Here is a 21649-nt window from a genome sequence, read left to right as displayed (position 1 = left end):
AAACCAACAATGCCATAGCGGCTGCAACCAAACATCCTGCCACTATCAATCCCTTCTTTTTATCAACTTTAATTTTTCGTGCAAATGCAATAAATTGCTCTTGTATTCTCTCGATAGTCGCACTTGCAAGATTGATCGCTTGAAAATTCTTTGCCCATCCGGGCAACTGTTCCGGCCGAATATCCCAAACAACCGGTATTAATTTCTTTTCAACTATCGCATGCCCGACCTCCTGCTGGACAAATGAAGATTGGCAGGCCGCCTGACTTGCCAAGAATAAGACAAATTGGGATTGTTTCAGATTCTCGATTATCTTCTCTGTCCATTGCTGGCCTGGCTGTAAAGACAGACCCGCCTGATAAACATCTAATCCCTCTTTTGTGAGAAGGGCATGCAGATAGTCTGCAAATTTCTGATCCTTCGTTGAATAGCTGATAAAAACATCCGGCATAATAAATTCCTTCTGATTGTTTTTTATAATTGTCCTTTAAAGGCCTTGTCCAGAATTGAAGGCATGAGGGCGTCAAGTTCCTCCGCCGTCTGAGCCTGAAGCTTTTTCAACATGTCAACTTGGGCCTGTAAGGCATCTAGTTCGGCCACAATCCGACGCTGTTCAGGTATTGAGTGTGGCGGTAGCAATAAAGCCAACACCTTTTTCTTCGATATATTCTTCATTGTTGGCGAGGTCCCACTTGCTCCTCGCTCGATTTGTTCCCTCAGACACGGCGACTTCATGGCATGAGAAAGCCATGGTCGAGAGATATCTATGTCACAACGAAAGTGAAAACGGAAAATTTTATCACTCAATAGCAACATTGGTCGCGTGTCCCCAACAATCGCACAAGCTCCAACAAGGGCGGTTGTATTGGCACGATTCATTAGGAAGTCACCCGTGCGAACTTCAAATCGTTTATCGAATGGCAACCCCACGGGCACAACCTTATTCTCACTCTCGTCGAACGTTCCGAAAGAAACAGCGCCTACTTTTAGGACACCCCACTCTTCCCGACTGGCTGGTCGTGACTCACATTGCGGACTCTTACCATTCTCGATTTTATCTAAAAACTGACTCAATGGCACCCAATCGGGGTTCGGTTTCCCTCCGAAATAAAAACGTCGGGCGGAAGCAAGTATCGCTTCTGTTTCTTCGACGGCTTGTTTTCGCAGAACTTGGGCAGATTGGATTTTTTCGGACAATTGTTCAATACGGGCGACAATCCGCCGCTGCTCAGATAATGGGGGCAGAGGAATCGGCACAGGCAAGAGTCGTTTTGCTTTAAGTTCAGTTTTTATGCCACCCGGTACATATTCGAGTAACAACTCTTGAAAAAAACGACTGCGGAGCAACCACCAAAGAAAACGAATATCGACCTTGTCATCATGTGGTATATATGCGCCGTAATGGATCGTAGCAGCGACAGGCCCTTCGCTATCTTTTGGATATACTGCGATAGCCCCCTTGGCAGCGTTAATACCGGAAACCAATAAATCACCAGGCCGTGCGAGTATCATGCCCGTTCTGGTTTCACCATCGGAACGATAATGAATACGACCGGTATCAAAACTTATCTTATCAACGATTTTTACCTCTCCGGAACATAGTTGTTCCGGTGATGGTCGTTCTCGACGTTCGGTGAGTATCTCTCCGAGGTGTACTGTAGGCCACTTAAGACTCATTTAGTAACCCCCGCGATGAGTTTTTGAATGTCGCTAAGAATAGCTGTTATTTGGTGCTCTTTTCCTGTGATGCTCTTGATAAGATCCTGGGGGGGCAGATGGGTTATATCTTCTTTGGCACGAGGATTTTTACGGTCGAGATTGCAATTGGCAGCAAGGATGTCTGCGGCCGAAACACGCCAGGCAAGCTCATTTTCGGTGCGATTATTCCACCATGCAAGACAACCGGCAAATTCCTCAAACTGGATGGGCTGGGTTTTAGTATAATTTTTGCGGCCTTCGGGCAGCGGCTGTTCATAATACCAGATATCCTGAGTCGGACCGGAACGGTCAAAAAACAGAATATTCGTCGCAATGCCCGTATAAGGAGCAAAGACGCCATTGGGCAGACGGATGATTGTATGCAGATTAAAATCCATAAGCAATTCTTCTTTGATGCGGGCGCAGACGCCATCGCCAAAGAGCGTGCCGTTAGGGACAACCACAGCGGCACGGGCCGGAGGGAAACCTGCCCTGACCTGTCGGCGCAGTTTTCGCATAATCAATTGCAGAAACAACAACGCGGTCTCTGCCGTCTTTTTGTCTTCGGGAAAGTTGCTCTGGATACCTTTTTCTTCCTCGCCGCCGAACGGGGGATTGGTGATAATAACATCGACACGGTCTTTTTCACCGATTTCACGGAGGGGAAAGCGCAAGGCGTTAAGCGGGTCAATAGAAGGATATTCCAGCCCATGCAGAAGCAGGTTCATCTGGCAGAGCAGATACGGCAGCGGTTTGGCTTCAATCCCGAAAAACGTCTCATGCTGGAGGCGTTTGAGGTCTTTGGTCGTCTTGCACTGCTTTTTGAGATATTCAAAGGCAGAGGCCAGAAAGCCACCGGTGCCGCAAGCCGGGTCCAGAATCGTCTCCCCCAGGCGGGGATTGACCGCTGCTACAATAAACTGTACCACAGGACGAGGCGTATAAAACTCACCATTTTCCCCGGCAGCGTCACGCATTTGTTTAAGCATGGATTCGTACAGATGGCCGAGGGTATAGATTTCTTCGGTTGAAGTAAAATGAATACCACTGACTTTATTTATGATATCCCTGAGAAGATAGCCATTAATCATCCGGTTGACCGTGCCGGTAAAAACCGAGCGGATTACGTCCCGACGATCACCGCCATTTTTGCCCTGCAAGGAACGAAGGTACGCAAACAGGCCGGGGCCTTTTTTACCATTGGGCAGGGTTGCCTCATCATTATTGATAAAGGCAATCAGGGCGTCACCGGTAATTCCATCCGACTGGGTTGCCCAATCCCGCCAGCGGTATGGGGGTTCGATAGCGGGCACAAACCGCTTTTTTTCAAGTTTAGCTTCGGTTTCGCGGATTTGTTCCATGTCATCGAGGAATTTAAGGAACATAATCCATGTTAGCATCGGCAGGCGGTCCAGGTCGGTTGTCAAGCCTTTATCTTTTCGCATAATGTCCCGGCAGGTTTTAATCAGACTGCCGAGAGACTGGGCGGTGGTTTGTGCAGAGACGGTTGATTTCTTTTTTGCCATTTAAAATCCTGATTAGTCGCTATATAAAAGAGTCTGTAAATTATCCAGTGCAGAACGCAATTGATCGGGGCCGCCGAATTTTTCAGCGATTTCCATCACATTGCCATGCTTTGAAATCGGAGGTACTTTCAAGATATCGGGGATTTGAAATTGTGCCGTTCCATACTCAATATATTTTTCGAGAATCTCATCCAGAATTAGCCGGGCTTCGGGTTTAAAATACTCCCAGAAGTCCACCTTGCCTTTGCGAAGCCGTTCAGCCCGCTCCCGGCGGGAACGCAACGGAGCATTAAAAGCGATAAAGCACAACAGGTCAAAGGGGTCTGCATCCTGCTGCTGTACATTCTCGGCCAGTTGTTCAAAGGTGATTCCCTTATTGGTCAGCTTTTCCAGGATAATCGCTCTTTGTTCGGAGTTGCTCCAGAGCGAGGCAAGCTGGGCAGCCGAGGTCCACATGCTGCGGATTGCTTTGCTGGCATAGTCGGTAAACTTAACAACACTGAGTCTTTTGCCATCGGCATCCAGCTCATAAACAACATGGGCGGCAATTTCTACCGAACCGCCATCGACATAATATTTACGAATGGCGGGTTCCGGAGGATCGGGCGGTAATGGACCGGGCGGAAAAGGAGGCTCTGGTTGGGGTTCCGGTTCGGGTTCCGGGATAGGTTTATCAACCGGAGTCTCCGTCGGCGGATCAATGGGGTCTCCATCGAAATCCGGATCTGCAAAGAGGCGTGTTGCGCTGCCCGTATAATCTAAAATGGAAAACCAGAGCTTACCATAATCCGACCGAACTCGTGTACCCCGGCCAATAATCTGCTTAAACTCTGTCATCGAATTTACAATACGCACGATGGCGATATTCCTGCAGGTCTGAACATCGACACCGGTTGTCAGAAGTTTAGATGTAGTGACAACTGCCGGAGTCGTTGTTTCCAGTTCCTGAAAACGGCTTAAATACCCTTTGCCCACATCGCCTTCATCGGCCACGATACGAACCACATAATCCGGATGTTGACGGGTAATGTCGGTTGAATAATTATTGATTGCCTGACGCATCTGGTCGGCATGTTCCTGATCGACACAAAAGACGATTGTTTTGTCAAAGGGATTAGTCTTTTTGAGAAAATCTACCAAATTTTTGGCAATCGCCTCCGTCCTTGCACGTAATGCCACAATTTTTTCAAATTCAGGCGTTTGATATTCCTCATCCGGGATAGGACGGCCATAGCGGTCAAGTTCGTCTTTGGTAGGCCGCCAGCCGGTTGCGTCAACATCCGTGACAATACGGTGAACGCGATACGGCGCAAGAAAACCATCGTCAATCCCCTGCCGCAATGAATAGGTATAAACCGGATTGCCAAAATACTGATAGGTATCACGGTTTTCATCCCGAAGCGGCGTTGCGGTCATACCCAGTTGAAAGGCAGGCTGAAAATATTCAAGTATTTCTCTCCAGTTGCTTTCCTCTTTGGCACTGCCGCGATGACACTCATCCACCACCACTAAGTCAAAAAAGTCCGGACCATAATCACGGAAAAGACCTGGACGACGTTCATCGCGTGCTATCGCCTGATAGGTAGCAAAATACATTTCACGGCTTTTAATCGCTTCGCCCTGGATTTTCCAGCGGGCATCACCAAACGGCGTAAACTGTTTATCCTTGGGATCATCGACTAAGATTGAACGATCCGACAGAAATAAGATACGCGGACGACGATATTGGCCTGTCCGGTTCCAGCGGGTGTTCCAGAGTTTCCAGCAGATATGAAACGCGACATCGGTTTTACCAGTTCCGGTAGCCATGGTCAGCAGGATACGCCTCTGGCCTTTTAAGATGGCTTGAATTACGCGGTTGATGGCAATTTCCTGATAATACCTTAAGGGTTTACCCGGCACAGGCAGACTTGGGGTTAGGAAACGCTGCTGCTGATCACCCTGCGGTAACGCAAGATGCGTTTGGAGTCTGGCCCAAAGTTGCTCAGGAGAGGGAAATTCGGTCAATTCGGTTTCACGCCCGGTTAAAAAATCATGCTCGACAATACTGTGACCATTTGAAGAATAGGCAAATTTGAGGTCCAGCATCTGGGCGTATTCTTTGGCCTGCTGGAGACCTTCGGCTGCTTTTTTATAAGAAGCTTTGGCTTCTACCACAGCAATCATAAGATTGGGACGGAATCGGAGAAGATAGTCAGAACGTTTTTGAGGGCGACGGGTATATTTTGAGCCCGTAACGAGAATACGACCATCTGTAAAAGTACGCTGCTCGTTAATCTGGTCATCATTCCAGCCAGAAGCATAGAGCTTGGGTAGAATATATTTTCTACATGTATCAGCTTCAGTTAATCCAGGCATAACCGAAAGCCTCCTTTGAAACCTTAATATTTGCTGAAAAAACGGGAAATAACCGATTCCCCGTGGCGGATATATTACCCATTCGACAGGCCTTTTGCAACACTAAAGTGGACTAAGAATTGTCGGAATAAGAAGTTATGATTAAAATGCCGGAACAGGACCTGCCAAAAATGGCCAAAATCCCTGTTTTTGCCAAAAGTAAACAGAATTTTTCGGTTATTCTGGCAGACAAAAACGGGATTTCTATCGACCTTCAAACCCGTATCCTGATTTTTTTACTTCTAAACACTTGAATTTAAGAGGCTTAAGAAAATTCCTAAAGCAATGTGATAAAATCTCTTATTTCTGGCGCGTATTTTGCAAATTTTGAAAGTCATTCGGGTTTTAGAACTAAACCGATGCCCGAGAAAACGTTTTTCCCAGGGCCACAGTACGACACCCGGCGGAGCCGGGAAAACTCTGATTTATGGAGGTAGCTGATGTCGCAAGTATTTTCATTACCCACTTTTTATCGTAGTGCCAGTCCCACCTTATTAAAACAGTATTTCGATGAGCGGAAGCTCCTGACCCATTTTGACTGGTCGCTGGAAGGCGACGCCCTGGTTGAAGCTTTATCAGCAACAATCGCCCAGCTTCACGACAGCCAAATTGAGATTATTGAGCAGGATTTTATGGCCATCTCCAGTGTTGCCGACGAAGAAGGGGTGATTGGATTAATTGATATTATCCAGACGCTGCGTGGAACCGACTCGGAAGCCATTATAGATGCCCTCATGGAAAACGAGAGTTATATTGACAAGTTTTTGTGGGTCAGTTTGCATCACCCGGATGCATACAATTGGCTGGCTCGAATGGAACGCGTTGAGAAGATGACATTCAAGGAAGACTGTCTGGTTGGCAGACATGCCTGCTCGACAGACGAGGAGTCTGTCGAAGACCTTAAGGAACTGATTCAGAAGTTTTATAAACGGCAGCGACGAGGACGGTATTGCCATATCGACGTTTATTCCCGGCAAAATCCAAATCAATATTACTTTTTTGCCTATCCGGAAGATTATCCCAGACGGGACTTGAATTATGATAAAGGCAGGCTCGTCCCGCAAATCCGTCGTCCTGTGATGGAAATCGTCTTTATTTATGATCCCCAAGCGAGGAATTTAAAAATCCATGCCAGCAAGATGCGCAAAATCGAAGTCATGCAGGAAGCATTTTGTAAAACGATTTTGGATCTCCCAGGCATACCGGAAGGAAGCCTGCGGGTTTATGACTTGTCACGTTTACTGGACCCGGCGTTCCGATTTACCACCGAGCCGGTTGACGGAATCGAAAGTGTTTCATTGCGGATGTTAAAAGTCAAATTGAACAATACCAACAATGACAAAATCACTTATGAGGCCGACCCGCATAATGGAGGCGCCGAATTGGTACAAACCAGAATAAATCAGGCCATTGCCGCTTGCGGCGATACTATTGTGAAAAAGCTGGATGTCTTGTCCGCTAAAATCACTATTAAATTTGCCGCCAGGGAGGGGCAACCCGCTAAAAAGATAACCTTTACGATTACAACGCCTAATTCTTCAACATTAGAAAACGAGAAATTAGACAATATCGCACGTAAGTACCTGGAGATATGGGGTCTGGTGCGATTGGCCATAACTCCAAGCGAGGAAGCGGCATGAAAGAGGCCCTGGATGAACTGATACTATGCCTGCGACGCCGGATAGAACCCTATGTCAGTTACGATGAGGTACAGCAGTGGCCGCCGGGGCAATTGGAGCAGTTAATGCAAATGCGTGTGGTGGTTCCCACGATGCCCGCTAAAGAGTACACCTGTAGAGAGTGTCATGGCAAGGAATGTGGCGGGATTTCATTAACGGTACAGCGCAACACACAGACCGGTCAGGATGTCGGAATGTTTCTGTGCCGGGAAGAAAGCGGCGCCGGGCTAAAACAGGTTTCACTGGACCACCTGCGTCGATGGGAGATTATCCCGGACAAAAAGAAACCTGAGCCAGTCGTCCACAAAGTCGAGTCGGTTGCGGTTGCAGATGTTCCAGAGCAGAAATTAAGCCCTGCCGATGAGAAAGCATACCAGTCCTATTGTATTGCCGAACAAAGTTTAGGCAAATGCACAGATAAAGAGGCTTATGAGTGGTTGGAAGAACATGGCGATCCCGATTATGAATTACCATCTTTTGATACCTGGCATAAATACGTCCGCAATGGACGGAAATACCACAACACCAACAAAAACACCCGCCGTGCCGGGCGTAAAACGTCAGCGCCTTCTGTCAAAGACGATCCGGCATTGTTGTCTCAAATATCCAATCGGCATTCAAAATATCCGGTAGAATCCGAAAAAGCGGATTAAACCGGATTTTTTCAAAAATCCGCTTTTTTTCAAAAACCCTGTTTTCGCATGAGAAAACAGGGTTTTTTTATGCGCCCCTAAATAGCCACTTATCCGGTTTCTGAAAAGTACCGGAAACAAAAAAATTAATGGTGGATTATTCAAAGGTGCAAAAATGCAGTTTTATGGAACACGCCAAGTCGCAAAAATCCTGAATGTCAGGCCGCACACTCTGACAGCCGCGATATGGAACGGCCGGGTTGACCCGCCGCAAAAAAGTCCCGGGGGTGAATTTCTGTGGACACCAGAGGATATTGAACGTGCCAGTTGGGCTCTGCTGCATCGCTCTTATTTGCACTCAAAGGAGCGCGACCATGCAAACTAATATCGATATCGCAACAACGCCTGCATCTGGTCCCTATCTGACATTAACGGATGCGACCAAAATACTCCCCCGCAAAAATGGCAGTCGAATACATCCTTCGACACTCTGGAGATGGTGTCGTTTGGGCTGCAAGGGTATCCGTCTGCAGTATGTTCGTGTGGGTCGAGCGGTCATGGTAACAGAATCTGGATTGAATCAGTTCTTTTTATCCCTGGCAGCGTCGGATTTTACTCAAAAATCTCAACCCGAACATAGACCCACAATTCGCAAGCGTCACCAGCGACCTCAATATCGTCAAGCCGCCATCGATGATGCCAATGCCATCTTAGTCAGAGCAGGAATCCTCAAACAATCAATCCCAGCGGAAAACGGTTTTTCACAGGCGCAATGCTGTCGGTGACGTGGGTTCGACTCCCACGGCCACTATTGGACCCGGCCGGTCAAAACGAAAACAAAAACTTTTATTACAAGGAAAAACAAATGAATCTATTAAGTTCGGTACTCAATCAAACTCACCTGCGTGCCCCCAAGGGCATCGTGTATGGCCCGCCCGGAATTGGCAAGACCACGTTTGGCGCTGGCAGCCACAAACCCATCATCATCGACTGTGAGAATGGCACCTTCCACATCCAGTGCGAGCGAACACCGTATTTGACCACCTGGGATTCCATCCAGGCGTGGCTGGATACCCTGGCGATGTCTGACCACCCCTATGAGACAGTGGTGGTGGACTCCATCGATTGGCTGCTTCGGCGCATTGAGGAAAAAGTCGCCGGGGTCAATGGCGAGGCCAAGAACATGGACAAGACCCTCAACCGCTCCAATGGCGGCTACGGCAACGGTAAGCAGGTCCTGCGTAACTATGTGTATCAGTATCTTTTGCCCACGCTGGATGCAATCGTCAATAAAGGCGTTTCGGTCTTGCTCTTGGCGCACGCCTCACGGCAGACCTTAACCACGATTGATGGGGCAACCATTGAGAAATCCGCCCCCGAAATCCATCCCGACCTGATGAACACGATAGTCGAGTGGTGTGACTTTGTCGGCGCTGCCAAAATGGGTTCCGGCGGCCGTGAATTGGAACTCAAAGAAACCAATCAACTGTTAGCCAAAAACCGTTACGGCATTGAAGACCGGATTCCGCTGCAGTGGGACGCACTCATTAATGCCATCAATCAAAACTCACAATTCACAGGAGAAACTCAAAATGGCAAATCTGAATAATTTTAATGCAAACGAAGTGGATTCAACCAATGATTTTGACCCGATTCCGGCCGGGAAGTATCTGGCGATGATCACCGGCAGCCAGATGAAAGAAACCAAAAACAAAACGGGCAGTTACTTGGAGCTGACTTTCCAGGTTCTGGAGGGCGAATACAAAGGTCGCCTGTTGTGGGCACGGTTAAGTTTAACCCACTCCAATGAGGTCACCGCCAAGATTGCCCGCGGACATTTATCGGCCATCTGTAAAGCGGTTGGGGTTTTAACGCCTAGGGATTCTGTTGAGCTGCATAATTTGCCGTTAGTCATCAACGTCAAGGTCAAAAAACGCACCGACAACGATGAACTGACCAACGACATTCGGGGCTTTTCCAAGCAGCAGACTGCAGCAGCTCCGGCCGCCGTATCCAAACCTTCTGTTGCTCCCTGGAAGAGGTAACTGTGAATTGTAAACGCAAAGGCAGTCGTTTGGAACACAAGTCCATCGCGAGGCTCAAGGCCGCCGGATACTTCTGCATCCGGTCGGCCGCCTCGCTGGGGCCGTTTGACATCATTGCCCTCAATCCCCTGGGCCTGCGATGTATTCAGATTAAGGCCAACCGCTGGCCCGATGGTGTGGAGCGAGAGAGTTTACTGCAAGCGGCCAAAGGCCTGCCTTCCAATGCCCTGATTGAATGCTGGCGATGGAACGATAACGCCAGAGAACCCCTGATTAAATCCATTGAGGAATTGTCCCCATGCAATTGAGACCCTATCAGCAGGCAGCCGTCGAGGCTGTATATCGACATCTTGGCAATCATACCGATAATCCGGTTGTCGTCATTCCCACCGGCGGCGGCAAGACCCCGGTGATGGCAACGATTTGTTCTGATGCGGTCAATCTGTGGAATGGCCGTGTGTTGATTCTTGCCCATGTCAAAGAACTTTTAGAACAGACCGCAGGCACGCTGGCCGCTATAGCGCCAGAGTTGAACGTCGGCATCTATTCAGCGGGCCTTAAACGCAGAGATACCGAACATCCCGTCATTGTTGCGGGGATTCAATCGGTTTACCGTAAGGCGTTTGACCTGGATGCATTTGATTTGGTCATCGTCGATGAGGCCCACATGATCCCGCCTGAGGGCGAGGGGATGTATCAATCCTTTTTAGCTGATGCTTGCAGTGTTAACCCTCGCCTGCGGGTTATTGGACTGACCGCCACACCGTTTCGAATGACGACGGGGATGATTTGTCAGCCGGGACATTTCCTCAACTCAATCTGCTATGAGGTCGGCGTTAAAGAGCTGATTGTCCAGGGCTATTTATGTTCGCTGCGGTCCAAGGCATCCAAGGCACGTTTAGATACCAGCGTCCTGCATCTGCGGGGTGGTGAATTTATTGCAGATGAGGTTGAGGATTTGATGGATACCGACAACCGCGTCCAGGCCGCCTGTTCTGAAATCATCGATTACACCCAGGATAGACACACGGTGCTTATCTTTGCCAGCGGTATCGCCCACGGCAAGCATATTGTACAGGTTCTCAAGGAGCGTCACAACATCGAATGTGGTTTTATCTCCGGCAACAGTCCTGATGGCTGGCGCAGGGATACGCTTAATCAATTTAAAAATGGTTCACTCAAATACCTGTGCAATGTCAACGTTCTGACCACGGGTTTTGACGCTCCCAATGTGGATTGTGTGGTATTGCTGCGTCCGACAATGAGTCCGGGACTCTATTATCAGATGGTCGGTCGTGGTTTTCGGCTGCATCCGAGCAAGCAGGATTGTCTGGTGCTGGATTTTGGCAGCAACATCGTCCGGCATGGACCGGTCGATGCGCTTCGCATGAATCCTGCCAATGTCCGGGGCAATGGTGATGCGCCTGCCAAAGAGTGTCCGATGTGCTTTGAGGTTATCCATGCGGCCTATACCCGGTGTCCGGCGTGTAATTATGAGTTCCCGCCGCCTCAACGCAATCAGCATGACACCACCGCCAGTGCCGAAGATGTATTGTCCGGCCAGGTCAGCATCGAAGAATATGATGTCCAGGAAGTGCTTTATAACGTCCATACCAAACGGGGCGCCTCGGCCGATACACCCAGGACCATGCGGGTCCAATACAAGGTGGGTCTGGATACCTATATCCCCGAATGGGTCTGTTTTGAACACACGGGATTTGCTCGTATCAAAGCGGAAAGCTGGTGGAAACAGCGGTCCAATGATCCAATACCGCAAGATTGCGAGATGGCGGTGTTTTTTGCCGAGAATAACCGGCTCCGTGAACCCATCAAAATTACCGTTCGCAGTGTTTCGGGTGAGAAATTCAGTCAGATTACCCGCTATCAGTTTGATAATCCTCAAGCCGACCAGTGGCAATCCAATCAACCCCTGCCGCAGTATGTTCCGGCAGCCGATGAAATCCCGTTTTGATGGAGCTTGCGATGAAGTCAATCACTGCAATCTTAGTTGCTATCCTGGCAGGACTTAACTGTCTGTGGCCTGTGGTCGGTCGTTCATACTTTTTCCAAACTAAAAGAGGAGCAGTCCCGTGCAAAACCTCCAAGTAATCGCCCAAGCCTATCTCCATGCGGGACTGTCGGTTCTTCCGGCCAATGTCGGGCTGAAATTTGCGGCCCTGTCGGGCTGGAAGCAATATCAGCGGCAATTGCCAACAGAATCCCAGCTGGCGTCCTGGTTTAGTCACGGCCAGTCCGGTGTCTGTATCGTCACCGGCGCTGTCAGCGGCAATCTGGAAATGATCGATTTCGATTTGTCAGCGGAGGCATTCGAGCCGTGGCAAACGATGGTCGAAAAGGAAGCACCTGGTCTTATTGCCCGGCTTGTCATCGAAAAATCACAAAGCGGCGGCCGCCATGTGGTGTACCGCTGTGACAGTCCTGTCTGCGGCAATATGAAACTGATGCAGCGCAAGGTCACTGCAGCATCCGCTGAGGAAGTGGAAATCTGCGGCAAGAAATATAAACCCCGCAAAGATAAGGATGGCAATTGGTTTATCGTTCTTACGCTCATTGAAACGCGTGGTGAAGGCGGATTATTTTTGTGTGCGCCGACGCCAGGATATGAACTGGTCCAGAGCGATTTTACAACACTATCGGTTTTAACCGCTCAGGAACGGGACATCCTCCTTGAAGCGGCATGGGCATTAAACCAGTTTATTCCCGACCTGCCTCAGGAATCGACACCCTCTAGTGCCGGTGATACGCTGCGTCCCGGAGATGATTACAATGTCCGCGGCGATGTCAAATCCCTTCTGCAATCCCACGGCTGGACCTGTGTCAAGGGTGGCCAAAATGAATATTGGCGCAGGCCGGGTAAGACCTTGGGCTGGTCTGCTACGCTGAAAAATAATGTGTTTTATGTCTGGAGTACCAACGCCCATCCGTTTGAGGCCCAAAAACCCTATTCGCCCTTTAGTGTTTATACGCTTTTGGAACATCACGGAGACTTTGGCAGGGCGGCCAAGGCGCTGGGTGAGCAGGGGTATGGCGATAAAGACCCTCTGCCATCCCAAGATAGCAGCGTGGACCTCTCTGCTATTGTCGGTCATGAGTCCGAGGATGAACCCCAGCAGCATGTCATCCAGGACCCAGGACCGCTGCCGAGGCATTTATTAGATGTTCCGGGATTCATTCATGATGTCGCGGACTTTATGCTCCAGACCGCGCCGCACCCGGAACCGATATTGTCATTTCTGGGGGCGTTGTGCCTGCAGGCATTTCTGGCAGGACGAAAAGTGCGGGATGCCCAGGACAATCGCACCAACCTGTATATCCTGGGCCTGGCCTATCCGGGTTGCGGTAAAGACCACCCGCGCAAAGTCAATGCCCGCATTCTCTATGAAGCGGGACTGTCTGGTGTGATTGCCGATGGCTTTGCCAGCGGTGAAGGGATTGAAGACAAGATGTTCATCAATCCATCCATGCTGTTTCAAACCGATGAAATCGACTCTTTGATTACGGCAACCTCCAAGGGTAAAGACGGCCGGGCAGATATGATTTCCAATGTACTGCTTAAATTCTTCTCAGCCTGTAACTCGATTTATCAAACCCGCCTGAAGGCCGGTAAAAAAGACAGCAACGTCATCGACCAGCCATCGCTCAATATTTACGGCACGGCCGTCCCGGAAAACTATTACCAGGCCCTGTCCAGCAAGATGCTGACCAATGGATTTTTTGCCCGCATGCTGGTCATTGAGGCTGGTCCACGAACGGGTGAACAGGATGTGTCAATTATCAAGATTCCCGATTCCATCAGCCGCACAGCCAAAACCTGGGTGGATTTCATGCCCGGTGAAGGAAATTTAGCCAACTTCCATCCCGTTCCGATTATCGTCGAACACACCGATATTGCAAAAACGCTACAGCGAGACTATGGACAAAAGGCCGATGCGCATTATGACGCAGCCCAGGCACAATCGGATTTAGTGACCATGGCTATCTGGGGGCGTGCTAGCGAAAAAGCCCGCCGACTGGCCCTGATTTACGCCTGCAGTGAAAATCCCTTCAATCCTCAAATCACCGAGCAGGCCGTTCGCTGGGCAACAGAACTGGTCGATTACACCACACGCCGCATGTTATTTATGGCCTCACAATATGTCAGTGAAAGTGAGTTCCACGCCAACTGTCAGCGATTAATTCGAATTCTGGGCGACTGGAAGGCCAAGAAAGGTGATGCCTGGATGCCGTTCTGGTTGATCAACCGCAAATTGCCCTGGACTCAGCGGGAACATGAAGAGGTACGGACAACCCTGCTCAATCAGCGGAAAATCGAGTATTCGGAACAAGCCACCGGGGGTCCAGCCAAGCGGCTTTACAGGATGATTGGACAATGACGATGAGCACGACAAACAGTAAACTCATTGACGCAATAAGTTTTGAAAAAACAAACTCATTACACCTTATTGTCAACTCATTGCGCTATAGGTTGCGCAATGAGTTGGAAACGCAAGTCCAGAAAATATATATACATAAAAAAATATATATATCTTATTGTCTTATTTTTATATACACCCTCGCGTATGTAATTTTTACCCCTTTTTATGCGCACGCGCGTGCGAGGCGGCAATACGTATCAATACCCCCCTTAAAAACAAACCTTACCGGCGATGTTGCCGGTAATTTTAATCACCTCTTTTTACAAGGAGTATCTCTATGAGAACTTCAAAGCAAATGATCGGATGGGATGTAGTAGTGGCGGCAATTGTGTTGGTCATGTTGATGGCGGTATGGATGGGCGGTTGTGCGGGAGTCAGTGTCGACCCGGTCCAGATTCAGAATCTGGCAATGCAAACCGAGCAGCTAAACGGCAAGATTGACCAGTTTCAGGAGCAGACCAAACTGGCCCTGCAGTCGTCCAAGCAAAACGGAACGGTCGATGCCAATGCCCTGGCTAAGGTCGAAAAACTCCAAACCAGTATTGATTCTGTCCAGGCAAAAACTCAAGCCATCGCAGACGCAGTCAAAAATGCACAGTATACCAATCCTGCCGATGGAGTGACAACGGCACTGGAAGGAGCACGAGCAGCTAATGCTGCCTCAAGTCCCTGGAACCCTTATGCCCCCTTGATTGACTTGGGTCTTGGAATCGCTGCAGCAGCGGCAACAGTTATCGCTCGCAGGAATGCCCAAGCCGCAGCCGAAGCGCAAGCCAAGTACGATGCCCACAAACAAGGCGTTGAGTTGACCATGAAGCAAGTCTCGCAGTCAACGATTCCTGAAGTCAAGGCCATCGAGACGCAGTTATATCAAAACATTGGACAAGCACGCAGTGCCGTTGGAGCAAGTTAAGCATGGAAACTGGACGCACCACGTTGGCGCAGGTTCGAAGAGTGGATTGCGGCTATAGGCTGACCGCAATAATCGCACCTCTCGCAACCTACGCGAACGTGGGCGTTCTGTGCAAAACAAATGGTTCCCTCCTCGCAGAAATCAAAAAGAAAACCGCGACGGGAACGGTCGCCAATTAAAAGAGATTCGGTCGAAAACCACGTTTTTTTACAGGAGTATCGCTTGTGAAAATTGAATTACGAAATATCCAAGACATTCGTCCCTATGACAACAATCCCCGCATTAACGACAAGGCTGTCGATGCGGTGGCGGCCAGTTTGAAGGAATTTGGCTTCCGCCAGCCCATTGTGGTCGATAAGGACGGTGTCATTATCGTCGGTCACACCCGCTACAAGGCGGCCGCCAAACTTGGCCTTGAAAAAATCCCCGTCCATGTCGCTAAAGACCTTACCGAGGCGCAGATAAAGGCCTATCGCATCGCTGATAATCAGACGGCAACCTTAGCCGACTGGAACTATGAACTGCTCCCGATTGAGCTTAAAGACCTTCAGGGCATGGAGTTTAACCTCGACCTGCTCGGATTTGATACGGAAGAACTGTGCAAACTGCTCGAACAGGAGGTCAAGGACGGCTTGACCGACCCGGATGATGTGCCGCTGCCGCCCGATGAACCCACGACCAAACGAGGTGACATTTGGATACTGGGTAATCACCGGCTGATGTGCGGGGATTCCGGCAGCGCCGCTGATTTGGATAGACTTCTCAATGGCCAGCCGATTCATCTGGTCAATACCGACCCGCCGTACAATGTCTGCGTTGCACCCCGTAGTCAAAATGCCCGCGCCGCCGCTGCCGCCTCGGACAATTACACCGGCCAGCAAGGGATGGACGAGGCCATCCAAGGCAAGGCCCATAAAACCACTGACAAGATGCGGCCCAAGGATAGACCGCTGGCCAATGACTTTGTGTCGGACCAGGAATTTGTCAAACTCCTGCAGGCATGGTTCGGCAATATTAAACGTGTCCTGATACCGGGCCGGTCTTATTACATCTGGGGCGGCTACAGCAATATTTACAACTACCCCAATGTCCTGAAGGAATGCGAACTCTATTTTTCGCAGATGATTATCTGGGTCAAAGAACACCCCGTCCTGACCCGCAAAGACTTCATGGGTAACCACGAGTGGTGTTTTTACGGATGGTCCGAAGGCGCTGCGCATCTGTTCTTTGGTCCGGCCAATGTAACGGATGTCTGGAGCGTCAAGAAGGTCAATCCGCAAAGCATGATTCATTTAACCGAAAAGCCCGTGGAACTGGCGGTGCGGGCCATGCAGTATTCCTCCCAAGTCGGCGAAAACGTACTGGACCTCTTTGGCGGCAGTGGTTCGACACTCATCGCCGCCGAGCAGACCGGACGCAAGGCGTTCCTGATGGAACTGGACCCGCCGTATTGTGATGTCATTGTGCAGCGCTGGGAGAAATTCACCGGCAAGAAGGCCATCCTGGAGCAAGTGAAATGATTCCCGTGTCTCTTATCCCCTTAGATGCAGCCAAGGCCCTTTGCCGTCAATGGCATTACAGCGACATCTTCCCGCCGCACTGTATGGTGCCGCTGGGATTTTATGACGGACAGGGCCTGGCTGGGGTGGCGATTTGGGGATGGGGGACACGGCCTAAACATACGATTCAGAAACTCTTTCCATCTCTGGATACCAAGGATTACTGGGAATTGTGCCGGATGTGCTGTCGGGATGACCTGCCCCGCAATACCGAAAGCCAGTTATTGGCTGGATGCGAGGTATGGTTTCGGCAAAATCAACCGGATAAGAAACTGCTTTTTACCTGGGCCGATGGGATTCGTGGAAAACCCGGCTATGTCTATCAGGCCGCCAACTGGCTCTATGGCGGTTTTATCACGACCGAGATTTACTTAACTGCCGACCATGAGCCAGTCCATCCGCGATTGATGATTACTCGCTTTGGCAGTCGCAGCAAGGAAGTCTGGCAGGGATTGAAACTCAAGCGTGTTCGCGGCAGGCAGTTTCGGTACTGTACTTTTTTGTGCAGTCACAAACGCCGCAAGGAACTGCTGCGTGAAAGTTCCGTTCAGTGGACAACCCGGTATCCCAAACATCCGGATTTGATTTGGCAGATTGATGCGGGCGAGGGGTCAAGAGAGACCCGCGACCTACCCAGGGTCGAGAGGTCGGGGCAGTTCCGGCAGTCCGCTTTCAGACCCTCCAGGGTCAGGAATGCCCGCGAGGAGTGTCTAAGTGATGACTTGAAAGATGGTGTTCCGCGGCGAACCGAAACCTGTTTATTGCCGAGACGGAATAAAAAAAGCCACGGCCCAGAAACGCCGTGGCTTTGGAAGGAGGAGCTGTAATGTCATTTTGTTGCGATAACAAACTTACCCCGTTCGGTTTTACGAAACCGGGCCTTGGCTCCTTTATCCCGAATCTCGCGGATAATCGCTGCGTAGATCGTGGCGGCAGGCGTCTTGCCCTCGGTTTTCCAGAGGCCCTTTTCCAGCATGCGTTTAACCATCTCCTGGCAATTGAGCGGTTCATTCGCTTCTGCCAGGACGTTAGCCGCCGCCGTCAAACCGCCAGGTTTGGTTGTGGCGAGTTCTTTTCCGGAGGCTGCGTCCTTATCCGCCCCGGCCGCTTTCTTTTTACCCTGCGCCGTCTTGTCGCCTTTGGGGCGATACGGGCCGCAAAGCCGGTCGGCGGATTTGATAAGGATTTCCTTGTTGTTGTCGATGTTAACACCGACCCAATGGCCATCCTGGTTTTGGCTCATGATGCGAATACCCAGGGTATTCTTGCCGACCTTCATGGCGTAGAGGTTACCGATTTTAATGCTTACTTTCTTCATGGTACTATCCTTTCTAAAATAGGGTTATTCCATCCATTGCTACCGGACTTGGCGGCAGTCGCTGGTTTTAACAATCTGGTATTTGGGTTGGTTTGCTTTTCGGTTGGTCACCTTGATGTCGTACCGCCCATCCATGTAGACTCCGACCACCGTGCCTCGTGTTCCTTTGTATTTGCCTTTGGTAACTTGAACTTTCATGGTCGACTCCTTTCTTATTTCTGGTTTTGGGCATCGGTTCTGATGTCTTCTAAGGTTTCCCGAATCGCATGTTCCGTAAAACCGGTCATCTCGGAAAGCGCCTCGATGAGGTTTTGCCGCAGGTGCATCATGTCTCCGGCATGGCCCCAATGCAGCTTTTCCGGCGTCTGTTCTAATTCTTGTCCAATGCGGTCCAGCAGGCTGGCGATGTCGAATTTGGCGTTTTGGTATGCCTGTGCGGCGGTCTGTTCTTTTTTGTTTTCTGCGTTTGTCATGTTTTTATCCTTTCGAATTTTATTGTTTATGTTGATCGGATCAGGCCATGTTGCCTCAAACATGCCAAGCGAAATACTCCATTATTTTTGAAAAATGTGAGATTTTTTATGTCCCAACCCAATGATGTTAAAGGGGGTAAACCCATGCTAAACCCGACGGCATTATCCATCGATGTGGCCGCTAAGATGCTGGGATTGCCGGCCGAAATTATCCATAAACATATCACCCAAGGCGCCCCTACGGCCGCCGATGGAACCCTCAATCTGGTTCATTACGGGGCATGGCTCAATAGCAGGATTTATCATGGCAATTGATGTCAATAAATTAACCCAGATACAACTGCTGCGCCTGATGAATGCAACGCCGCTGGGCAACATCCTGACCCACAACCAGCTGCGTTGGCAGATGAATACCGCTGCCTATCGCATCGGCGATGGCAAACATATCAATCTGGTGCGCTATGTTTCCTGGCTGGCTGGTGAATATGAAAAACCCAAAGCCCCGAAACAATCGGTGGAGGACTCCCGGCTCAAAGACCTCATGGCTAAAAACGCAGCGCGGAAGGAAGCCCAGGATATTGGCGAAATCCCTGCCGTCGAAAATCCCCAGCGACGCCAGCGCGCCTGCCGGGATTTTCGGTTCTTCTGCGAGACGTATTTTGCGGATGTATTCTACCTGCCGTGGTCGGATGACCATCTGAAGGTTATCGCCAGGATTGAACAATCCGTACTTCATGGAGGACTGTTTGCCTTTGCCATGCCGCGAGGTAGCGGGAAATCTGCCCTGACCCGCTCGGCTGCCGTATGGGCGATACTCATTGGCGCAAGACGGTATGTCTGTCTGATTGGTTCTGCCACACGACAATCCTTAAATCTCTTTCAGAGTGTCCAGGCGGCGATGCTCGGGAACGATTTACTCTTAGCGGACTTCCCGGAAGTCATATTCCCCATTCAGTGCCTTGAAAATAGCGCCCATAAACAACGGGGTCAACGCTATCGAGGCCAATTGACCTATCCGGTCTGGGGCACCCATAAGATTGTCATCCCTACGATTGAAGGGAGTATCGCATCCGGTTCTGTAATTACCGTCGATAGTCTGGATAGTAATATTCGAGGTCAAATCCATACCACGATGGATGGCCGTATCATCCGGCCGGATTTGGTGTTGATTGATGACCCGCAGACCCGTGAGTCTGCCAAATCGGTTGACCAGACCAACCAGCGGCTCAGCACCTTAAATGGGGATGTGCTGGGTCTGGCAGGCCCCGGCAAGAAAATCTCAGGACTTCTGACCTGCACGAAGATTTACTGCAACGACCTTGCCGACCAGTTGCTGGATTCTGAACGAAATCCCGAATGGCAGGGACAATGCACCAAGATGGTCTATGCCTTCCCGACCGACACCAAACTGTGGGACCAGTATGAAGAAATCCGCGCCCAGAGTCTTCGCGCTGGCAATGGCGGCAAGGAAGCGACTCAATTTTATATCGAAAATCGCACAGCGATGGATGCCGGCAGCAAGGTTGCCTGGCCCCAGCGCCATAACGAAGATGAAATCTCCGCCATCCAGCATGCCATGAACCTGATGATTCGGGATGAGGCGGCTTTTTTTGCTGAATACCAGAATGATCCGATTGCCGAGCAGACCGATGAGCAGATTCTGACGCCTCAACAGGTCATTGAAAAAGCCAATGGACGCAAACGCGGCGAAGTCCCGCTTTCCTGTCAGTACCTGACGATGTTTATCGACGTGCATGATAAGCTTTTATTCTATGTGGTCTGTGCCTGGGCGGAGGATTTTACTGGATATGTCATCGATTACGGCACGTTTCCCGACCAGAAACGCCTGTCATTTACACTGCGAAAAGCCCAGATAACGCTCCAGGGGATGTACCCCGGCATGGAAAAAGAAGGCGCCATTCAGGCAGGACTGGAACACTTATGTCGCGATTATCTGAGTCGGGACTGGTCTCGCGGCACCGGTGCCATGAAAATTGACCGCTGTCTTATCGACGGCGGCTATATGCCGGGCATCGTTGAAAATATCCGCCATAAACTGGGCGGCACCATCATGGCATCCAAGGGTGTTGGTATCCGCGCTGCCAGTAAACCCATGTCCAGCTATAAACGCAAGCCCGGCGAGCGCCACGGACATCACTGGTATATCCCCAATATCAGTAAGACCGGGGAATTTCAGCATGTGGCCATCGACACCAACTATTGGAAGACCTTTGTCCATGAACGGTTCTTTGTTGCCGCCGGGGACCATGGGAGTATGACGATTTTCGGCAAAGGCGGCCATCAGCATGCATTATTTGCAGAACACATCGCAGGCTCTGAAACCTGGGTGCGTACCGAAGGCCACGGCCGGGTGGTGTATCAATGGTCGCCTAAAGTCGGCGGCATCGATAATCATTGGCTGGACTGCATGGTCGGTTGTGCAGTCGCAGCATCCCTGTGCGGGTGCACCATGACCGGCCAGTCTGTCGCTCGTCAGAAACGCGAAAGAATTACATTGTCGGAACTGCAGCGGCAAAGGAGGATGGACCATGCCGGAAAATAAAGTCGAGAAGGGATTTGAGTGCAAGGACTGCGGCTGTCGGCACTTCCGGGTCCAGGGAACACGGGTGGCTAACAAGCAGATTATCCGATATCGGCTCTGTCGGAACTGCGGAAAACGACTGACAACCATCGAGCGAGCGGTGGTGAAGTAAAAAAGTCTCTACTAATAGAAAGTGCCTGGCAAAAACCGCTGTAAATAGGCTGTTTCGTGTTTGATTTCAATGGAATATCGTGTAGATCGTATATAGCAACAAGACAAGTGAATAAGCCTGACGACTAGCTATCGGGCAGGCAAAAAACCAAAAGTTTAAAGCCGTAGAGGGCTCTACACCTCTGCGGCTTTTTCTTTTGGGTGGTCAATGACCACTTTTATGCCGCGAGAAATCATAGGGTAACGTTACCCTATGTACC

General features: G+C 50.1%; 21 protein-coding genes. 14 read left to right on the top strand and 7 right to left on the bottom strand.

What is annotated here, in order from left to right:
• The 4 genes from ACQ9LF_RS12950 to hsdR form a co-directional block, all read right to left on the bottom strand.
• The coding region (locus ACQ9LF_RS12950) for a toll/interleukin-1 receptor domain-containing protein (protein ID WP_462489837.1) at positions 1-451 on the bottom strand (451 nt) is incomplete at its 3' end.
• A 23-nt stretch (positions 452-474) separates the two neighbouring features.
• Positions 475-1677, bottom strand: a complete 1203-nt coding sequence (locus ACQ9LF_RS12945; RefSeq protein WP_462489836.1) for a restriction endonuclease subunit S — start codon at positions 1675-1677, stop codon at positions 475-477.
• Positions 1674-3224 carry a class I SAM-dependent DNA methyltransferase gene (locus ACQ9LF_RS12940; RefSeq protein WP_462489835.1) on the bottom strand — a complete coding sequence of 517 codons (1551 nt, stop codon included), beginning with the start codon at positions 3222-3224 and terminating at the stop codon, positions 1674-1676. The genes ACQ9LF_RS12945 and ACQ9LF_RS12940 overlap by 4 nt, the downstream gene beginning before the upstream one ends.
• Before the next feature lie 12 nt (positions 3225-3236).
• A complete protein-coding gene (hsdR, locus tag ACQ9LF_RS12935; RefSeq protein ID WP_462489834.1) occupies positions 3237-5582 on the bottom strand; it encodes an EcoAI/FtnUII family type I restriction enzme subunit R in 2346 nt (781 codons plus the stop codon).
• 479 nt (positions 5583-6061) lie between these two features.
• Here hsdR and ACQ9LF_RS12930 point away from each other — a divergent pair, with 479 nt between their 5' ends.
• The 11 genes from ACQ9LF_RS12930 to ACQ9LF_RS12880 all read left to right on the top strand — a co-directional run bounded on the left by ACQ9LF_RS12930 (position 6062) and on the right by ACQ9LF_RS12880 (position 17712).
• Positions 6062-7261 (top strand): hypothetical protein, encoded by a 1200-nt coding sequence (locus ACQ9LF_RS12930; RefSeq protein ID WP_462489833.1) that lies wholly within the window; start codon positions 6062-6064, stop codon positions 7259-7261.
• Positions 7258-7953 carry a hypothetical protein gene (locus tag ACQ9LF_RS12925; RefSeq protein WP_462489832.1) on the top strand — a complete coding sequence of 232 codons (696 nt, stop codon included), beginning with the start codon at positions 7258-7260 and terminating at the stop codon, positions 7951-7953. Before ACQ9LF_RS12930 ends, ACQ9LF_RS12925 begins: the two co-directional genes overlap by 4 nt.
• Positions 7954-8306: 353 nt before the next feature.
• Entirely contained in the window at positions 8307-8717 is a 411-nt protein-coding gene (locus ACQ9LF_RS12920) for a DUF1580 domain-containing protein (protein ID WP_462489831.1), read from the top strand.
• An 80-nt stretch (positions 8718-8797) separates the two neighbouring features.
• Positions 8798-9541 carry an ATP-binding protein gene (locus ACQ9LF_RS12915; protein ID WP_462489830.1) on the top strand — a complete coding sequence of 248 codons (744 nt, stop codon included), beginning with the start codon at positions 8798-8800 and terminating at the stop codon, positions 9539-9541.
• Complete coding sequence (locus ACQ9LF_RS12910; protein WP_462489829.1) at positions 9525-9977, top strand: DUF669 domain-containing protein; 453 nt, start codon at positions 9525-9527, stop codon at positions 9975-9977. Before ACQ9LF_RS12915 ends, ACQ9LF_RS12910 begins: the two co-directional genes overlap by 17 nt.
• 2 nt (positions 9978-9979) lie before the next feature.
• Complete coding sequence (locus tag ACQ9LF_RS12905) at positions 9980-10285, top strand: PDDEXK family nuclease (protein WP_462489828.1); 306 nt, start codon at positions 9980-9982, stop codon at positions 10283-10285.
• Positions 10276-11949 (top strand): DEAD/DEAH box helicase, encoded by a 1674-nt coding sequence (locus ACQ9LF_RS12900; protein WP_462489827.1) that lies wholly within the window; start codon positions 10276-10278, stop codon positions 11947-11949. The genes ACQ9LF_RS12905 and ACQ9LF_RS12900 overlap by 10 nt, the downstream gene beginning before the upstream one ends.
• A gap of 118 nt (positions 11950-12067) precedes the next feature.
• Entirely contained in the window at positions 12068-14371 is a 2304-nt protein-coding gene (locus ACQ9LF_RS12895) for a DUF3987 domain-containing protein (RefSeq protein WP_462489826.1), read from the top strand.
• Positions 14372-14690: 319 nt separating this feature from the next.
• On the top strand, positions 14691-15326 hold the full coding sequence (locus tag ACQ9LF_RS12890; protein ID WP_462489825.1) for a hypothetical protein: 636 nt from the start codon (positions 14691-14693) through the stop codon (positions 15324-15326).
• A gap of 224 nt (positions 15327-15550) precedes the next feature.
• Positions 15551-16846: a DNA modification methylase gene (locus ACQ9LF_RS12885; RefSeq protein WP_462489824.1), complete on the top strand. Its 1296-nt coding sequence runs from the start codon at positions 15551-15553 to the stop codon at positions 16844-16846.
• On the top strand, positions 16843-17712 hold the full coding sequence (locus ACQ9LF_RS12880) for a Mom family adenine methylcarbamoylation protein (protein WP_462489823.1): 870 nt from the start codon (positions 16843-16845) through the stop codon (positions 17710-17712). The genes ACQ9LF_RS12885 and ACQ9LF_RS12880 overlap by 4 nt, the downstream gene beginning before the upstream one ends.
• A 2-nt stretch (positions 17713-17714) precedes the next feature.
• On the opposite strand, the gene ACQ9LF_RS12875 is transcribed toward ACQ9LF_RS12880, so the two are convergent.
• Genes ACQ9LF_RS12875 through ACQ9LF_RS12865 form a run of 3 tightly spaced genes read right to left on the bottom strand, consistent with a single transcriptional unit; the run spans position 17715 to position 18676 of the window.
• Complete coding sequence (locus ACQ9LF_RS12875; RefSeq protein ID WP_462489822.1) at positions 17715-18203, bottom strand: winged helix-turn-helix domain-containing protein; 489 nt, start codon at positions 18201-18203, stop codon at positions 17715-17717.
• Between the two features lie 39 nt (positions 18204-18242).
• The gene (locus ACQ9LF_RS12870) at positions 18243-18401 is read right to left on the bottom strand and encodes a hypothetical protein (RefSeq protein WP_462489821.1); all 159 of its coding nucleotides are present in this window, start codon (positions 18399-18401) and stop codon (positions 18243-18245) included.
• A 14-nt stretch (positions 18402-18415) separates the two neighbouring features.
• On the bottom strand, positions 18416-18676 hold the full coding sequence (locus tag ACQ9LF_RS12865) for a hypothetical protein (RefSeq protein WP_462489820.1): 261 nt from the start codon (positions 18674-18676) through the stop codon (positions 18416-18418).
• Positions 18677-18820: 144 nt separating this feature from the next.
• On the opposite strand from ACQ9LF_RS12865, the gene ACQ9LF_RS12860 reads away from it, so the two are divergent.
• Genes ACQ9LF_RS12860 through ACQ9LF_RS12850 form a run of 3 tightly spaced genes read left to right on the top strand, consistent with a single transcriptional unit; the run spans position 18821 to position 21390 of the window.
• Positions 18821-18991, top strand: coding sequence for a hypothetical protein (locus ACQ9LF_RS12860; protein ID WP_462489819.1), 171 nt, complete (start codon positions 18821-18823; stop codon positions 18989-18991).
• Positions 18981-21239 (top strand): terminase gpA endonuclease subunit, encoded by a 2259-nt coding sequence (locus ACQ9LF_RS12855; RefSeq protein WP_462489818.1) that lies wholly within the window; start codon positions 18981-18983, stop codon positions 21237-21239. The genes ACQ9LF_RS12860 and ACQ9LF_RS12855 overlap by 11 nt, the downstream gene beginning before the upstream one ends.
• Positions 21226-21390: an NrdR family transcriptional regulator gene (locus ACQ9LF_RS12850; protein ID WP_462489817.1), complete on the top strand. Its 165-nt coding sequence runs from the start codon at positions 21226-21228 to the stop codon at positions 21388-21390. Before ACQ9LF_RS12855 ends, ACQ9LF_RS12850 begins: the two co-directional genes overlap by 14 nt.
• Positions 21391-21649 lie beyond the last annotated feature (259 nt).

This window comes from Anaeroglomus insulsum (assembly GCF_050689095.1).
Lineage (GTDB): Bacteria > Planctomycetota > Phycisphaerae > Sedimentisphaerales > Anaerohalosphaeraceae > Anaeroglomus > Anaeroglomus insulsum.
The sequence above is the reverse complement of the archived record's forward strand: the minus strand, read 5'-3'. Positions and strand labels throughout refer to the sequence as shown.

Excerpts from the sequence above, each read along its gene's own strand:
- ACQ9LF_RS12940 (WP_462489835.1), bottom strand. The coding sequence starts at position 3,224 with ATGGCAAAAAAGAAATCAACCGTCTCTGCACAAACCACCGCCCAGTCT.
- ACQ9LF_RS12875 (WP_462489822.1), bottom strand. The coding sequence starts at position 18,203 with ATGAAGAAAGTAAGCATTAAAATCGGTAACCTCTACGCCATGAAGGTC.
- ACQ9LF_RS12890 (WP_462489825.1), top strand. The coding sequence starts at position 14,691 with ATGAGAACTTCAAAGCAAATGATCGGATGGGATGTAGTAGTGGCGGCA.
- ACQ9LF_RS12850 (WP_462489817.1), top strand. The coding sequence starts at position 21,226 with ATGCCGGAAAATAAAGTCGAGAAGGGATTTGAGTGCAAGGACTGCGGC.
- ACQ9LF_RS12925 (WP_462489832.1), top strand. The coding sequence starts at position 7,258 with ATGAAAGAGGCCCTGGATGAACTGATACTATGCCTGCGACGCCGGATA.
- ACQ9LF_RS12920 (WP_462489831.1), top strand. The coding sequence starts at position 8,307 with ATGCAAACTAATATCGATATCGCAACAACGCCTGCATCTGGTCCCTAT.
- ACQ9LF_RS12860 (WP_462489819.1), top strand. The coding sequence starts at position 18,821 with ATGCTAAACCCGACGGCATTATCCATCGATGTGGCCGCTAAGATGCTG.
- ACQ9LF_RS12910 (WP_462489829.1), top strand. The coding sequence starts at position 9,525 with ATGGCAAATCTGAATAATTTTAATGCAAACGAAGTGGATTCAACCAAT.
- ACQ9LF_RS12880 (WP_462489823.1), top strand. The coding sequence starts at position 16,843 with ATGATTCCCGTGTCTCTTATCCCCTTAGATGCAGCCAAGGCCCTTTGC.
- ACQ9LF_RS12945 (WP_462489836.1), bottom strand. The coding sequence starts at position 1,677 with ATGAGTCTTAAGTGGCCTACAGTACACCTCGGAGAGATACTCACCGAA.
- ACQ9LF_RS12930 (WP_462489833.1), top strand. The coding sequence starts at position 6,062 with ATGTCGCAAGTATTTTCATTACCCACTTTTTATCGTAGTGCCAGTCCC.
- hsdR (WP_462489834.1), bottom strand. The coding sequence starts at position 5,582 with ATGCCTGGATTAACTGAAGCTGATACATGTAGAAAATATATTCTACCC.
- ACQ9LF_RS12855 (WP_462489818.1), top strand. The coding sequence starts at position 18,981 with ATGGCAATTGATGTCAATAAATTAACCCAGATACAACTGCTGCGCCTG.
- ACQ9LF_RS12900 (WP_462489827.1), top strand. The coding sequence starts at position 10,276 with ATGCAATTGAGACCCTATCAGCAGGCAGCCGTCGAGGCTGTATATCGA.
- ACQ9LF_RS12865 (WP_462489820.1), bottom strand. The coding sequence starts at position 18,676 with ATGACAAACGCAGAAAACAAAAAAGAACAGACCGCCGCACAGGCATAC.
- ACQ9LF_RS12870 (WP_462489821.1), bottom strand. The coding sequence starts at position 18,401 with ATGAAAGTTCAAGTTACCAAAGGCAAATACAAAGGAACACGAGGCACG.
- ACQ9LF_RS12915 (WP_462489830.1), top strand. The coding sequence starts at position 8,798 with ATGAATCTATTAAGTTCGGTACTCAATCAAACTCACCTGCGTGCCCCC.